The organism is Streptomyces sp. NPDC002884 (assembly GCF_040295245.1).
Classification (GTDB): domain Bacteria; phylum Actinomycetota; class Actinomycetes; order Streptomycetales; family Streptomycetaceae; genus Streptomyces.
This window is the reverse complement of the sequence record NZ_JBEOVB010000006.1, coordinates 180,922-196,595: the sequence shown is the minus strand read 5'-3', so window position 1 is coordinate 196,595 and position 15,674 is coordinate 180,922. Positions and strand designations below refer to the sequence as shown.

General features: G+C 68.7%; 12 protein-coding genes and 2 pseudogenes. 8 read left to right on the top strand and 6 right to left on the bottom strand.

Features of this window, described 5'->3' with window-relative positions:
- Positions 1–9: 9 nt before the first annotated feature.
- From ABT070_RS15505 to ABT070_RS15490, 4 genes are all read right to left on the bottom strand, one after another.
- Positions 10–798 (bottom strand): oxidoreductase, encoded by a 789-nt coding sequence (locus tag ABT070_RS15505; protein WP_351760030.1) that lies wholly within the window; start codon positions 796–798, stop codon positions 10–12.
- A 64-nt stretch (positions 799–862) separates the two neighbouring features.
- Entirely contained in the window at positions 863–1,687 is an 825-nt protein-coding gene (locus tag ABT070_RS15500) for an alpha/beta fold hydrolase (protein ID WP_351760027.1), read from the bottom strand.
- Between the two features lie 41 nt (positions 1,688–1,728).
- Positions 1,729–2,733, bottom strand: a complete 1,005-nt coding sequence (locus ABT070_RS15495; protein WP_351760024.1) for an alpha/beta fold hydrolase — start codon at positions 2,731–2,733, stop codon at positions 1,729–1,731.
- Positions 2,734–2,934: 201 nt separating this feature from the next.
- Entirely contained in the window at positions 2,935–4,035 is a 1,101-nt protein-coding gene (locus ABT070_RS15490) for an MBL fold metallo-hydrolase (protein WP_351760021.1), read from the bottom strand.
- Between the two features lie 424 nt (positions 4,036–4,459).
- Between ABT070_RS15490 and ABT070_RS15485 the strand changes: the two genes are divergently transcribed.
- Complete coding sequence (locus ABT070_RS15485) at positions 4,460–5,317, top strand: DUF6461 domain-containing protein (RefSeq protein ID WP_351760019.1); 858 nt, start codon at positions 4,460–4,462, stop codon at positions 5,315–5,317.
- A gap of 148 nt (positions 5,318–5,465) precedes the next feature.
- Here ABT070_RS15485 and ABT070_RS15480 read toward each other — a convergent pair whose 3' ends face one another.
- A complete protein-coding gene (locus ABT070_RS15480) occupies positions 5,466–6,191 on the bottom strand; it encodes a tetratricopeptide repeat protein (protein WP_351760016.1) in 726 nt (241 codons plus the stop codon).
- An 830-nt stretch (positions 6,192–7,021) separates the two neighbouring features.
- On the opposite strand from ABT070_RS15480, the gene ABT070_RS15475 reads away from it, so the two are divergent.
- From ABT070_RS15475 to ABT070_RS15445, 7 genes and pseudogenes are all read left to right on the top strand, one after another.
- Positions 7,022–7,909, top strand: coding sequence for a replication-relaxation family protein (locus tag ABT070_RS15475; protein ID WP_351760013.1), 888 nt, complete (start codon positions 7,022–7,024; stop codon positions 7,907–7,909).
- A gap of 1,135 nt (positions 7,910–9,044) precedes the next feature.
- Positions 9,045–9,341, top strand: a pseudogene (locus ABT070_RS15470) (site-specific integrase); the annotation flags it as partial.
- Positions 9,342–9,416: 75 nt separating this feature from the next.
- Entirely contained in the window at positions 9,417–10,256 is an 840-nt protein-coding gene (locus tag ABT070_RS15465) for a tyrosine-type recombinase/integrase (protein ID WP_351760576.1), read from the top strand.
- Positions 10,253–12,736: a tyrosine-type recombinase/integrase gene (locus tag ABT070_RS15460; protein WP_351760010.1), complete on the top strand. Its 2,484-nt coding sequence runs from the start codon at positions 10,253–10,255 to the stop codon at positions 12,734–12,736. Before ABT070_RS15465 ends, ABT070_RS15460 begins: the two co-directional genes overlap by 4 nt.
- The gene (locus tag ABT070_RS15455) at positions 12,733–12,990 is read left to right on the top strand and encodes a helix-turn-helix domain-containing protein (RefSeq protein ID WP_351760007.1); all 258 of its coding nucleotides are present in this window, start codon (positions 12,733–12,735) and stop codon (positions 12,988–12,990) included. Before ABT070_RS15460 ends, ABT070_RS15455 begins: the two co-directional genes overlap by 4 nt.
- Positions 12,987–13,568 (top strand): transposase, encoded by a 582-nt coding sequence (locus ABT070_RS15450; protein WP_351760005.1) that lies wholly within the window; start codon positions 12,987–12,989, stop codon positions 13,566–13,568. Before ABT070_RS15455 ends, ABT070_RS15450 begins: the two co-directional genes overlap by 4 nt.
- A 171-nt stretch (positions 13,569–13,739) precedes the next feature.
- The gene (locus ABT070_RS15445; protein ID WP_351760002.1) at positions 13,740–14,066 is read left to right on the top strand and encodes a hypothetical protein; all 327 of its coding nucleotides are present in this window, start codon (positions 13,740–13,742) and stop codon (positions 14,064–14,066) included.
- Positions 14,067–14,140: 74 nt separating this feature from the next.
- On the opposite strand, the pseudogene ABT070_RS15440 reads toward ABT070_RS15445, so the two are convergent.
- Positions 14,141–14,950, bottom strand: a pseudogene (locus ABT070_RS15440) (IS5 family transposase).
- Positions 14,951–15,674 lie beyond the last annotated feature (724 nt).

Sequence of the window (15,674 nt, the reverse complement as noted above, 5' to 3'; positions counted from 1 at the left end):
GGCCGCCGGTCACACCGTGCCGATCAGCCCGCCGTCGATGACGAAGTCGGAGCCGGTGACGTTCCCGGCCCGGTCGGAGGCGAGCAGCAGCACCAGGTCCGCCACCTCCTCGGGACGGGTGAAGCGACCGGTGGCGGAGCCCTTCGCGGCCTGTGCCACGACGTCGTCCGCGTCCAGCCCGCCCGCCTCTCCGACGCTCGCGGCCACCCCCGACTCGCCCAGCCACAGGTCCGTGGCCACCGGCCCCGGACTCACCGTGTTCACACGGATCCCGTACGGGCCCAGCTCCTTCGACAGCGACTTGCTGAAGCTGAGCAGCGCCGCCTTGGCCGCGCTGTAGTCGATCACGAGCGGATCGGGCAGCCTGGAGTTCACCGAGGCCACGGTGACGACCGAGCCGGAGCCTCGCTCCAGCAGGTACGGCAGCACCTCCCGGGTGGCGCGCACGGCCGACAGGAAGTTGATCTCCAGTGTGGTCGCCCAGTCCAGATCGGTGACGGACGAGAAGCCGGCCGTCCTCGGGCGCACCGCTCCGACGTTGTTCACCAGGATGTCGGGCGGGCCGAAGGCGCGTACGGCCCCCTCCACCAGCGCGGCAGATCCCGCGGGAGTCGCCAGGTCCCCCTCGATGACGTGCACGAGTCCCCGCTCGCTCAGTTCGGCCAGCGGGCCGGACGTGTGGCGGGCCCCTGCGGTGACGCGTACGCCTTCGGCCACCAGGGCCTGGGTGATGGCCAGTCCGATGCCCTTGCCGGCTCCGGTGACCACCGCGCTCCTGCCTCGCAGGTTCAGTTCCATCGTTGGCCTTCCTGGAAGGGCGAGCCCGGCCGCCGTCCGGCCGCCGGGCTCGCGGGGGTGTGCATCAAGAGGTACCGCGGGCGGCGCTGACAATCACGTCGGCGACGGCGCGCGGCCGGGACAGCGTGACGAGGTGGGAGCCGGTGACCTCGACGATGCGGCTGCCCGCACGCCGGGCCATGGACCTCTGCTGCGCCGGGGGCAGGATGTGGTCCTCGGTGCCCAGCACGTACCAGCTCGGCAGCTTCCTCCAGGCCGGCGCCCCCGACGCTTCGAGCAGCGCGGCGAGGGCTATGGGGCGCTGCGAAGCGGCGAGTTGCCTCGCCGTGGCGGGGGCGAGGTCGCCGGCGAAGAGCTCTCCGAACAGCGCCGGCTTGATGTAGAGGTCGACGACCTGCTCGCCCTGCTGTTCGTGCACCACCTGGTCGAACAGCGCGGTGGGGTCTGCGGCGCCGCCTTGCAGGCCGAGTACGGTCTCGCCCTGGTCGGGCACGAACGCGTCCACATAGACCAGAGCCCTGACGTCGGCGTCCGGGGCGACGGCGTTGGTCACCACGGCCCCTCCGTAGGAGTGCCCGACCAGCACCACCGGTCCGGTGACTCGCTGGGCGAGGAAACCGCGCAGATCCGCGGCGTCGTCGGCGAGGCCACGCAGGGCGTTGGGCGGCGCGTACACCGGGTAGCCCAGCCGCTGGAGCCGGCGGGTGACCTCCTGCCAGCTGGACGAGTCCGCCCATGCCCCGTGCACGAGCACGACGGCGGGCTTGGGAGTTCCGGGGTGCCCCGCCTGCGCTGCGGCGGGAACCGATGCGGTCGCCAGGGCGGCGGCCGCGGCACCGAGGCCCCCCACCACCTGTCGACGGGACGGCGTCCTACCTGGGTACGGCATGTGCGCTCTCCTTCTCTGTCCGACTCGGTGCGGTGGGTCGTCTAGTCGAGGAAGTCGAGAAGACGACGGGTCATTTCGGCGGTGTGCTCTTCGTAGATCCAGTGACCGGAGTCGGCGATGACCGCGCCGGTGACGTTGCGGGCGTACGTGCGTGCCTGGTCCCGGACCAGGTCGCCGAGGCTGCCGCTCGCCCCGATGGCCAGCACCGGCATGCGCAGACTGGTCTTCCGGTAGACGCGGTTGTCCGCGACGTCCGTGGGGAAGGCACGGAACCACTCGAGGTTCGCCCGCAGGTGTGCGTCGTCACGGAGGTACCGGGCGAACTCCCCGACCTGGTCCGGGCCGATGGCGTCCTTCTGCACCTCCAGGGCGTCGGTGAATCCGTCGACCCAGATCTCCTCCTTGCCGTCGATCAGCTTCTCCGGCAGGCCGTTCCTCAGTTCGAAGAATCCGAAGTGCCAGGCACCGGGCCCCTGCCGGGTCAGCGACGGGAACCCGTACAGGCTGTCGTCGGGGATCGGGGCCTCGCTCAGCACCAGTTGGTGAACCTGGCGGGGGTGGGCGGCGGCGTAGGCGTAGGCCACCTGTGTACCGATGTCGTGGCCCACCAGACGGATGTCACCGTCCAGCCCGATCTCGCGCAGCAGGCCGTTGACGTCCTTGGCCATCGTCTTCTTGTCGTAGCCGCCCGCCGGGGCGTCGCTCTTGCCCGCGCCCCGCAGATCGGGGGCGATGACGGTGTAGTGCCTGCTCAGCTCGGGCAGCAGGTCGCGCCATTCGTACCAGGTCTGCGGAAACCCGTGCAGGAGCACGAGCGTGGGCCCGTGACCTCCCCGCACGTAGTTGATGCGCACATCTCCCACCGTGGTTCTCTGCTCGGTGAAACCCGCGGGGACGCGCCGCTCACCGCCGACGTACGCCGCCGGCTCGTCCGTGGCCGACGAGTCCTGGACGCCGAGGAACAGTGCGGTGAAGGCCGTGAGCACGGCGAGTGCCAGAAGAGCGGGCCGGGAGCGGGCGAGCGGTCGGAACGGGATCGATTGCATGGGTATTCCTTCTGCGAACCGCACAGTGCGGTGCCAGGTGGTGAAGGCCGGGCCGGCAGGCACGGTCCGTGCTGCGCGAGGCCTGTGACATTCCGTCGGACGACGACGGACAAGACGCTAGGAGCGACAGCACCCGACCGGCCCACGCGAACACGTAGGAGGGATCCGGACAGCGGCGGCCGGCCGCGGCCGCGGCGGCTGCTAGGGACGGATACCGAACGGCCCGAGGAGTCCCTGGTCTATGCGCAGGGACTCGATCATGGCGAACGCGTTGTCCACCGTGAAGACGTCGACCGCGGCGAGCCGGCCGGAGTACTTCGCCACGACCGGCCGGGCTGCCTGGTCGGCCGCCGCGTCGAGGTACGTCTTGAAAATGGCCCAGGAGTTCCCGGTCGCCCCGTACTTGGCGAAGTACGGCGCGGGGTCCAGGGACTCCAGTGTCCGACGGGCGCTGCTCTCCAGATCGTCGATGTAGTTCTGCTGGACGACGGCGTCCGCGCGCTGCCCGAGGCGCCCGAGGTGTCCGCCGACCAGGGTCTGCCACGGGTACCGCATGGCCACCTGATGGGCTTCGACCCAGGCCGGTATGTCCTGGGAGACGGCCAGGTTCCTGAAGGGGACCCAGCCGGGGTAGATGACGTCGACCACCATCAGGGTCCTGTATTCGGGGGCGTGGACGAAGATGTTGTCCGGAGAGTGGTTGGGGCCGTGGTGGGCCAGTTCGAGCGTCTCGCCTCCCACCCTCAGGGTGTAACGGTCCTTGAAGGTGACGTGCGGCAGAGGCCGGTTCGGATCCTTGTCCCGGCGGAGAAAGCGCGCGGTCTCGATGTGCGCGATGCGGCGGACCCCGGTCCCGAAGATGCCGGCGGCGCCGATGTGGTCGGCATGGCTGTGCGAGTAGACGAGGTGCGTGACGTCCGACGGCCTGCCGTTGGCGTCGGTGACCTCGCGGATGGCCCGCAGCAGGTTGTGGCCGATGGTCGGCGGAGCGTCCACCAGCACGACACCGGTGGTGGTACTGAGGAACATGGCCTGGTAGTAGCCGTCCGTGACCCAGTACAGATGCCCCCTGACGCGGTCGACATGGTAGCCGTCGGCGTTGACCGCGGGCCCGACCGAGGCTTCCGGCACGGGCGCGTAGTCGGGCAACTCTGCCGCGGTGTCGGCGGCCGCGGCGGGCCCGGCCAGCGCCAGGTCGGCGAGGGCGGGGGCCAGGGGCAGGACGGTGGCGGCTCCTGCCGCCTTCACGAACGTCCTCCTGGTGGCTCGCGTCGAGAACGAGGGCGTATCGGTGTGCTTCACAGGTGAGCGTTCCTTCCGCTGGTCGTGGGACGGGACCGCTGTACGGGTGCGCGCACCCTGGCCGGGGGCCTTGCCCGCCGGCCGTCGCCCGGGACGGCGACTCCGGCAGGGGCGGCCGGCCGGCTTCGCTTCGGTCGCAGCGGCCGGTTCCCCCTCCGGGCGCCGCCGGGGTGACCGCGACCTTCCGTACCACCGGTGACGGCGAGGAGTGACGGTCCCCGTGCGACCCATGCGACGCTAACGGCCCCCGGCCGGGCACCGCCCCACGTGGTCACGTAGGACGCAGCGGCAGCGGAAGTCGTGTCGTCGCAGCGTCCGGGGTCGTTGCTGACACGGACTCGGCGGCGCGACCCGAGGACCGGCTCCAGCTGTGGGAACCGGCTCACACCGGGCGTTGTCAGAGGCGTCCGGCACACTGCTCCGTATGAATGTGGTGACCGCGCACGACTACGCCTGGATTCGCACCTCACAGCTCTTCCGCCACATGCTGGAGAGTGGATACACCCTGACGCTGATACGGGGGCGGACCCCGCGCGAGGTGCTGCGCGCGATGGAGTCGGAACCACGCGGCACCGGGGAGGGAACGGCCGGTCTGATCGAGGCGGAAGACGCTCACCGCGCCGAGGTGGATCACGACTACTGGGACGAGTCCTACGTCGCGGGCGCCTTCAGCGCTCCGGGCGAGAACGGCGACTGGACAGTCGTCCTCGGCTTCGACGGTGGCCTGGGGATCGCGGCGCCGCACGTGCAGACGCTGTCGAAGGGCGGCCGGGTCGTGGCGCACTCGACCAACGGCGGCAAGCCCATCCACCTCTTCCACTGGTTCGAGGACGGTGAACTCCGTACGACGTTCGAGGAACCCTCGTCGCGCAACGGCAACACCCCCGACGAACTGGTCCCCCTGCTGCGCGAAGTCGGATTCCCGCTGACCCCCGAGGGAGAGCACGACGAGAGCGCCCCGGACGTCGACCGGAAGGCGGCGGTCCTCGCCCTGACCGAGAGACTCACCGGCATACGCGTCACCGAATCCCTCCTCCAGGAGGCCACGTACGAGCTGGGACTCGTCCCCGAACAGCCGGCCGAGGAGTGGACCGGCGTGGTCATCGACATCACCGATGCCCACGGGGAGCGCCTGTACAGGGAATGGACCTACGAGGAGATCGCGACGGCGTCGGACCGCGCACGGGCGCAGGCAGACGCGCCGGTCGTGATCACCTACAACGAGCCGCCGGCCATGGACCGTTCGGAGCGCGAGACATCGGAGCGCGAGACAGACGAGTAGCCGGCGAGCCCGTGGCGGGTGTCGCCCAGGCCGGCCTCGGGTCGCCCGCGTGGACGGCCGGCCCGTCCCGCGACGGGCGGGATGCCGTCGGCCAGGTCGAGGGTTCGGGTCATGTCATTGACGTGGGCAGCAGTTGCTGTCGCCGCTGTCAGGGGTTCAGTCGGGTGCGCAGGGATTCCGCGTCGGTGTGACCCAGGTCGTCCATGATGGTCAGGGCCTCGGTCCAGGCGGCGCGGGCCGCGTCCGGGGCTCCGGCGCTCAGGTGGGTGTCGCCGAGGTGGGTGAGGGCGCCGGCAACGAACCACGGGAGGTCGCCCTGCCGCCGGTAGAGGGCGAGGGCCTGGTGGAAGGCGGTGACCGCTTCTTCGTACTGGCCGAGGTGGTGGTGGGCGTAGCCGACGCTGTCCCAGGTGTGTGCCGCGTTGATGTCGTCGCCGAGTTCGAGGCAGAGGGCCAGAGCCTGTCGGCAGTGGTCGAGTGCTTGCTGGTAGCGGCCGAGCAGGACATGGCCCCAGCCGACGGCGTTGAGCGCCGAAGCGATCGCGGTCCGGCTGCGACGATCGTCCGCGCCGTGGCCCGCACAGGCGCGGAAGAGTGCGGTGTTCTCGGCGGCGACCGTGCCGTCCTGCTTCAGCTTCAGCGCGTCGAGCTCCATCCGCACCACTGAGGGCGCATTGAGAGTGGTGATGTCGACGGACTTCCGGCCGATCCAGTCCAGCGCGGTCACGATCTCGGCCGGTGGTTCATCGACGTCGAGACGTGGCCGCAGCGTTCCGTCGTCGCCGAGGACGAACCGGTGGACCCACGAGTAGAGCGCGATCCGGAGCACCTTCGGAGCTGGGGCCTCGCGGTTGTCGTTGACCAACTTCGGCATGATGGTGGCGAGGATGTCGGCGATGCTCGCCCGGTATTTTGCCGAGGCACCCGGACCACTTCATTTCTGCGTACGTACGGGTGTGGGCGTACCAGGTGACGGAGTTGAGTGCCTGTACCTCCGAGGCGGGAAGACCGGTCTCCGTGTCGAACTGGTCGCGGTTGCGCAGGGCGGCCCTGAGACGCTCTGCCCAGCCCTTTCACAATGACCCTCTCGCCTGGCAGAAGCCGCCTTGCGGCGCCGTGGAACCGTCAGGACCCCGAGTTCAACCACGACACGCAGAGCGACGGCGCCCCGCTCTCAGGGACGGGAGCGCCGTGTCGCACACCATCGCACTCGCCACGAGGCAGTGGTGGAGGAGTGGGTGCACGCGTCAGCCGGTCGGGACAGCGCCGTTTCGAGTCCCTGCACGGATTGCGTGGAGGCCCCGCCGACGCGCAACGCTCCTCCAGCCGCCCTGATCCCCCGGCCGCGCGCCCACCCACCCGTCCCTTCCCGCTTCTCTTCTTTCTGTTCCTGGACTGGGTGATGGGGTGTGCTGAGGGGGATGTCGGGGTGCCAACCACGCTGGAAATGTCGTGGTGACCTGCAGATATCCAGCCACGAGGCCACGGGTCGCGTGCCGCTGTGGGCGGGGTTGTCGGCGGGGATATCAGCCCGGTTGGGGGTGGTGTTGTCGCACTGTGACCGTGGTCGGGTCCTGGTGGTCGGTGGTGTGGTCGGCCCCGGCTGATGCGCTCCGTCGTACACGCGGGGCCGTATCAGGGCGGCACCGCACCGTGCACGTAGGGGAGTTGCCGACGATGACGATGACAAGAACGAGGGGGGGTGTGGATGCCGGCGCGGGGGACCGGCTGGCATTGGCGGTGCTGGTGCAGTACCGGATGGCCACCACCGAGCAGATGCATCTGATCCTTGCTCCGCAGGTGCGGATCGAACAGACGAGGCGCAGGTTGGCCAAGCTCCGTGCCGAGGGTCTGGTCGACCGGATCACCCTGCCGCAAGCGGGGCGCAGCCGGGTGTGGTTCGCCACCAGATACGGGGTGCGAGTGGCTTCGGAGTGGCCGGAGCTGCGCGGACGGCGGCCGCCGAGGCTGGTGTCGGATCCGGTCGCCGCGCGATTGCGGGCGAGTCACACCCTCACGGTCACGGAAACCGGGCTTCAGTTCCTGCTGGATGCGCGCCGTCGGGGTGAGACCTGCCGGCCGCTGGACTTCCTGCCGGAAGTCCACCACCCCATCGGAGGAGGAGAAGCCGTCATCCCTGACGCACTGATCTACTACCACCGAGGCAGCCGGGACGGGGATGAGTGGTCGATGCTGCGGGCGTTCCTCGAGGTCGACCGGGCGACCATGGGCCCCGAACGCCTCGCCGCCAAACTCCGCGCCTACGCACGACTCCACCAATACGTGCCGACGCCCGTCGGCCAACGCCGCACAGTGGAGCCGGTCCAGGAGGAATGGCGGCGGCACTATCCGCTCTTCCCGCGGCTGCTGTTCGTCCTGGACGCCACCGGCCCCGCCGGCATCGACGGCCGTATCCGCGCGCTCCACGCGGCGACCGACGTGGACCTCACGGTGGCCCGGTTCCTGCGGGAGGTAAACGTACTCGCCGCGCCCATGACTGAGCTCCTCCAACACGGACCCGCCGCGGTCGTATGGCACCCCGTGCGCAATCCCGAGCGCCGGGTCAGCTGGATGGATCCACAGACGCCGTAGGCGATTGCGCACCGCGTCGTGGTCTGCGCAATACCCCCGACCACAGGCCCCACCACGAGCGTCGGCACCCCGACCATGGGACCGACCAGCACAGGTCACCACGTTGCGCAGACATCGCGCAGGGCCTGGGCTCGAGTGCACCGCCACTGACCGCCGACTGCGCAGGAGGACCGAATGCGCATGGCCGCCTCCAGCACCCAGCCCTGCGCAGGCGGCGACGGGGCCGCTTGCGCACCGCTTCGTGGTCTGCGCAACACCCCCGACCACAGGCCCCACCACGAGCGTCGGCACCCCGACCATGGGACCGACCAGCACAGGTCACCACGTTGCGCAGACATCGCGCAGGGCCTGGGCTCGAGTGCACCGCCACTGACCGCCGACTGCGCAGGAGGACCGAATGCGCATGGCCGCCTCCAGCACCCAGCCCTGCGCAGGCGGCGACAAGGGCGTTTGCGCAGCCATCGGCCCCGGGCCCTCTCGCCATGAGGCGGCTGCCCGTCAGAATCAGGCGTGCTACCCGACCAGCACTGGGCTGTGCAGTGCCTTCGCCCGCCGCGCTCTCTGCGCAGCACACCACTCACGCCGGCAGCAGGCACGGGCATCGACCGTGCCTGCCCATCATCTCCGAAAGCACCTTTGGGAGATGAGGGGCGTATGCATAGCCTCGCGGTTCCACACGTGCACTGCACGCGTGTATGACGGATAGGGAACGTGACCAGCCAATCCACCACAGGACCGTTAGCCATCGGAGCACTTTGCACTCGCACCCGTCTCACCGCCCTGACAGCCATACTCTGGGCGACAGCGGCCGTGGTCGAGGGCAGCAGCAGGGCCGACACCACTGCGGCGGAGTCGGCCGCCCCACCACCACAGCGTCGACAGCACCCGTGTCATCCGCGCCGACGGACCCAGAAGCGGCGGCGAGGAAGACCACGCTCGAGGTCTACCAGGGCTACTGGCGGGAGATTCAGGCCTACTACGCCGACCGTGACGGCACCACTGCGGGCCCGAAGCCGTACGCCGCCTTCGAAGCCCTGCAAGTCGCGGAGAACGAGCACAGTGGCCTGTTGACTGAACTACTGGTGGAGTTTTTGCAGGTCAGTGACCTTGTGGTGGGGGTGTCGTTGAGTCGGCCATGGAGGTATCGAGAGATTTGGCAGCGCTGTCCGTCCCGCTGGTCGGGGAGTTGGTGGCGGTGGATGATCCGTGGGATCCCTACCGGCTCATCGATCCGGCCGGACAAGCGGTCGAGGGAGCTGCTGCTTTTCTGCGGGATCTGCAAGGGGCTGGCCGTTCGGTGTCGACAGCCCGTTCCTACGGGATGGATCTGCTGCGCTGGTTCCGCTTCTTGTGGGCTGTCGGGGTGCCGTGGGAGCGGGCAAGCCGGCTTGAGGCGAGGGACTTCTCCCGCTGGCTTCAGATCGCCGGCCAGCCGAGGCGTGCGCACTGGCGGCGCACGGGTGAGTCGGGCCGGTGGACCGCGGGCGGGAAGCCGTATGCACCGTCGGTGCGAGCGCACAGCGAGACGGTGCTGCGGTGTTTCTACGACTTCCACCGCGATATCGGTTCTGGGCCGGTCCTCAACCCGTTCCCGCTGGACCGCTCACGTCACGGCCGGCGGGCGCATGCCCGTCGCAACCCCATGGACCTGCCGCGCAACGAACGTGCGGGGCTGTATCGGCCGAGCGTGCCCGGGCGGGTGCCCCGCAGCGTCCCGGACGAGGAGTTCAACGAGATCTTCGCCCGGCTCCCGTCACACCGGGACCGGGCCCTGGTCGCCTTCTACGTCTCCACCGGAGCCCGGGCCGGCGAACTGCTCAGCACACGGCAGGCTGGCGTCGATCCGGGGCGCCAGCTGATCTCGGTGGTCCGCAAGGGCACCGGGGAAGTCCAGGAACTCCCAGCCTCGGCCGACGCGTTCGTCTGGCTGCGGCTCTACCAGGTGGAGATGGACGATGCGATCCCACGTGGGCGGCGCCTCCCGCTGTGGTGGACCTTGCGCTCGCCGGCGAGACCGCTGACCTACCACGCGGTTCATCGCATGTTCGAGCGGGCCGGCGCCAGGGCGGGGACCTCTGCGACGCTGCACGCGCTGCGGCACACCGCGGCCTACCGCATGGCCGAGGACCCCAGCCTGCCTCTCACCGATGTCCAGTTCGTCCTTGGTCACGCTCAGTTGACCACGACACAGCTCTACCTCACGCCCCGCAAGGAGGTGGTGATCCGGCGGCTGCTGGCCCACCACTGCGAGCAGACGCGGCAGGCAGCCGCCCGCATGACGCCTCCTCCCGCAGCCGGCTACCGGCCGGAGAGTCTCGAGGTGCTGTTCGGGGCCGGTGCCCGGTGAGCACCACCTGGCCGGCGCGCGCCGACCACGCACCGGCCCCCGGAGTTTCCCCTGAGCGCGCTCGCGCGCTGGCTGCCCAGCAGCGCTTTCCGCCCCGGCCCGTTCCTGACAGCTGGCCGGGCACCGAGCGCTCGCGCACCGATGCGGCCCGATTGCTGTCCCGTCCGCCCTACACGCTGAACAGCGCCAGCAGCGAACAGCAGCACAAGCACGGCATCGTGATGGTGCTGGACTGGCTGGAAGACCAGCCCGGACAGACCTGGCAGCAACGGTGGCAGGCCAGCGGCATCGAGGGGGCCGGCGCCGCCTGGCGGCCGGTGATCAAGCACTGGCTGCACGAGCGCGGCCTGAAGGCAGCCTGGCGCATGCCGGTGGTGGGCCGGGCCCTGGCGACGGTGATCAGTGCCGAGCTGCTGCGTCCTTCGGTGATCTGGCTGGCCGCGGGAGCCGGCCGCCAAGGAGTGCTGGTGCGCTCCATGGCACGCAGCCGGGACCCCGACGGATTTGAACGCCTTCGAAAGCTCGGCGCGCAGGCCAAGGGCGTGCGGCCAGGTGCTGTCAGCATGACGCTCTGCCGCAGCGCCCTCGTCCTGGCGGCCAAGGGCGGCACGCTGGCCGATATCACCGTCGGTGATGTCCTGGAACTCCTCGAGACGCAGGCCACGGTGCTCAGGCGGACGATGCTGGGGACCGAGGTGTTCTACCGCCTGCTGCACCAGCTCGGAGCCTTCACCCCAGATGCCCCGCACAGTCTGCGCGAGGTCCGCAGCCTGGGACAGCGCACCCCGGAGGAGCTGATCGACCGCTATGCACTGACCTGCCTTCCCATCCGTGACCTGCTGGTGGACTATCTCCGCGAACGGCAGCCCTCGCTGGACTACAGCAGCCTGAAGTCCCTCTCCTACCACCTCGGCAAATGTTTCTGGCAGAACATCGAGCACCACCATCCCGACGCCGACAGCCTCCGCCTTGCACCGGACGTCATCGGGCAGTGGAAACAGAGGATCCGTACTAGGGACAAGACCGTCACCGGTCTTGAGGGCCGGCCCATGAGCACGAAGGTCGAAAAGCTCAACCACCGTGACACGCTCACCCAGGTGCGGGCCTTCTACCTCGATATCGCCCAATGGGCTCTGGAGGAACCCGGCCGCTGGGGCCCGTGGGTGGCACCGAGCCCCGTGAGAGCTGACGAGGTGGAACACCGCAAAGCACAACGACGGCGCAAAGCAAGGATGGACGCCCGCACCCGCGAGCGCCTGCCGGTCCTGCCCGTCCTCGTCCGCTGCGTCGACCAGCAGCGCAGGAACGCAGCCGCGATACTCGAGGCCGCCCGCCGCGCCAGCCCCGGCGAGGCATTCGCCGCTGCCGGCCAGGAACTCATCCGCGCCATGGTCCCGCACGCAACGGCCGGCCGGATCTGGGCCGAGGACCCCCACACCCGCAAACGCCGCGATCTCGGGCTCGAGGACGAGCGGGCCTTTTGGACCTGGGCGGCGGTCGAGGTCCTGCGGACCACCGGCATCCGCATCGAAGAACTACTCGAGCTCAGCCACCACAGCCTGGTCCAATACCGACTGCCCACCACCGCAGAACTCGTCCCCCTCCTCCAGATCGTCCCGTCCAAGACGGACACCGAACGCCTCCTCCTGGTCAGCCCCGAACTCGCCGACGTCCTCAGCGCGATCATCTGCCGGACTCGGGACAGCACCGGCGCAATCCCCCTGGTCAGCTCCTGGGACCGTCGCGAATGCGCGTGGCAGACACCGGCCCCGCTGCTGTTCCAACGGCGCGTCCGCGGCGAGGACCGCGCGTTCACCGACGAAAGCGTCCGCACCATGCTGCACCAGGCCCTCATCGCCACGGGCCTGACCGACACCAGCGGCGAGCCACTGCACTACACACCGCACGACTTCCGCCGGCTGTTCATCACCGACGCCGTCCTCAGCGGACTGCCACCACACATCGCCCAGGTAATCGCAGGCCACCAGGACATCAACGTCACCCTCGGTTACAAGGCCGTCTATCCCGAAGAAGCAATCCAGGCGCACAAGGCCTTCCTCGCCCGTCGCCGGACCCTCCGCCCAAGCGAGGAATACCGCGTCCCCACCAACGATGAATGGCAGGAATTCCTCGGCCACTTCGAACGACGCAAAGTCTCCATCGGCGCCTGCGGCCGCGCATTCGGAACCCCCTGCATCCACGAACACGCCTGCGTTCGCTGCCCCATGCTCTGGCCCGACCCCGCCCAACGTGACCGGCTCCTCGAGATCCGCGACAACCTCCTCGCCCGCATCACCGAAGCCCAACGCGAAGGATGGCCCGGCGAAGTGGAAGGGCTCCAGGTCAGCCTCACCGGAGCGGAAGGCAAACTCGCCCAACTAGACCAACACCCCACCAAACAAAACGTCATCGACCTCGGCATCCCCACCATCACCACCCCCGCCACCCTTCACCCACAGCAGCCAGAGAACGAAACATGATCACGGTGTCCCACCAATACGCAGACACCGAATCCAAGTTCAGAGAAGGGCGCATTGCCCAGAACCGGATCTACACCGGCAAGGTGACCGTCTCGACGGGAGTGGTGCTGTCGAGGGCGTCGGTGTGGCGGTTGCTGACCGGCAGGCTCGGATGGAGTCTGCAAAGACCCGAGCGGCGTGCGGTCGAGCGGGACGAGTCGGAGATCGCCCGTTGGATCGCGCACGAGTGGCTGCGGATCAAAAGGGGGCCGTGAACACACGTGCCTGGATCATGTTCCTCGACGAATCAGGCGTCTCCCTGCTGCCTCAGATCCGCCGCACCTACGCACCCCGAGGTCGGACCCCGCTGCTGCGGCACCGTCTGAACTGGAAGCGGGCGTCGATGGCCGGCGCACTGGGATACCACTCCACCGACCCCGATCGAGGGGCCCGTCTGTGCTTCCATCTCAAGCCCGGCAGCTACGACACCACCGCCCTCATCGAGGTCCTGGAGCAGATGAAGGTGTTCTACCGCGGCGAGCGGGTGGTCCTGGTCTGGGACGGCCTGTCCGCCCATTGGAGCCGCGCGATGCGGGCGTGGGTCGCCGACCAGGACTGGCTCACCCTGGAGCGATTACCCGCCTACGCTCCCGAGCTCAATCCGGTGGAGCTGCTGTGGTCCTCACTCAAGAAGCGCGAACTCGCCAACCTCGCCGGCGACCACCTCGCCGATGTCGCCGAGCAAGGCATCCACCGCATCAACCACCACCCACAACTGCCATGGCCCTTCCTCGCCCACACCGGCCTGACCATCCACCCACCACACCCACCGAACTTACGAAAAGATCAGTAACTGATGGTTTCAGAATGAGATCCGGAGGCAACGAGGCACATGCGGTGCAGCCGGTTGAGGCGAGGGTCTGTCCGGCTTGCCCCATGCGGCTCTGTCTCACAGCCTGACCCACGGCTGCCGGCAGCCGCACAGACTTGCCCGTCCGGCCGGGGCGCCGTGCATAGTGTGCTCATGGATCGATTCGTGGGTCAGGCCCGCCTCGAATGGTGGGCCAATCACGCGACGTGCCTTGAGAAGTACGACATCGACATCACCGTCGCTGTCGACGCGGTCGGCATGTGGCGGGCAACCGGTCGGCATGCCAATGCCCTCGACACGACCCAGCGCGAGGGTTGGGACTACCTCATGGAGATGGACCCCTACTTCTCCATTGTGTTTCCCGGCGAGGACAATGGCGGGATCTTGGTGAGAGTCTTCGAGGCAGAGGCTGGAACTCTCACGCTCACGGAGGCGCCGGACGGGGACGGTTCGGTGAGCATCACCTTCGACCTCCCCTGAGTTCAGCCCCCAAGGGCGGGAATCGACTTTGCCGCCCTGACACCGCCTCCGGCATGTCGCCCCTCGCTGACCTTTCAGAATGAAGTTCGGAGACGGCGAAGGCATATGAGGCTGCAGGCCAGTTCGAGCAGGCCCCTGGCGCAGATCCGCGCGTCGTTCGCAGCGGATGCGGAGCCGCTTGAACTGGTGCAGCCAGGCGAAGGCGCGCTCGACGACCCAGCGCACCCTTCCCAGTCCGGAGCCGTGGGCGACCCCGCGTCGGGCGATCACCGGCTTGATGCCGCGCTTCCACAGCAGACGGCGGTACTTGTCGAAGTCGTAGCCCCGATCGGCATACAGACACCGGTACTTGCGGCGTGGGCGTCCTCGCAGGCCCTGAATCGCTGGGACAGCGTCCAGCAGCGGCAGCAATAGGGTGACGTCATGTCGGTTCCCGCTGGTGAGCGTGACAGCGAGCGGAATGCCCTGGCGGTCGACGATCAGACGGTGTTTGGAGCCGGGACGGGCACGGTCAACGGGCAAGGGGCCGACGTGATCCCCCCTTTCAGAGCCCGGACATGCGACCCGCCCACGGCGCAGTCGTCCAGGTCCAGAAGGTCAGTGCGGCGCAGTGCGGCCAGCAGGGCGGCATGCAGACGCGGCCAGACGCCAGCCTCGGTCCAGTCCCGCAGCCGGCGCCAGGCCGTCACCCCGAAGCAGCCCACGGTCTCGGCCGGAACATCGCGCCAAGCGACACCAGTCCGCAGCACCTACATGACGCCCGCGAGGGCCGCCCGGTCCGGAACCCGAAGTCGACCCGGGTAGCGACGGCGCCGTTCGGGAGCGGACGACAACAGCGGAGCCACCCGCTCCCACAGGTCATCCGGAACAAGATCAGCACGCACTCGGAACACCTTTCCGATCAAGATCACCGAGCACAAGACCCACAGCTCAACTCATTCTGAAACGATCAGTGAGTTCTCATGCTCAGTTCAAGCGCTATCACGTGGCTGGCGAAATTCCCTTACCCGCAGGCTCCTACGGGTTAGAGGGGAACCTGCCGCGTCGGCCCAGTGCGCGGGAAAGCGCTTTGATGCGACCACGTTCGGCGCCTGCGGCAAGCACGATCCGAAGACCGTACAAACGTTCTCCCGGCACGCTGAGTTCTCCGAGACCTAGGACGCCTACGCTCATCCTCCGCTCACGATCGAAAGCTTCACGGTATCCGCGGGCAGCTTCGGCCAGCTGTGCGAGACGGAGGAGCTCCCGACCGGTGCCACGCTCGCCTCCATAAAAGTTACGCTCTGCGCCCTCAATGCAGCAGCCTCCTCGCGATCCCTGCCCCAACTCATATCCCGCAAAGCGGGAGTGCCAGGTTGGCGCAAAGCATCGACGGAAACGCTCAACAAGGTCGCCAGCTCAGCGCACTCCTGACTTCACTCCCATGGATGCTCACCCACCCTGAACAGGTGGTTTCCCGAGCCCCTTCCGTGAGGCGGAAGAGGTATTGCGGCGCCGCGACGCCCTTCCCGATGATGTCGCCACCACCCAACGACGGGAGCCGCAGCCATACCCCACACGACCAGTTTCGCCAGGAACCAGTGGTACAGCTAGCGCATCTTTCTGACC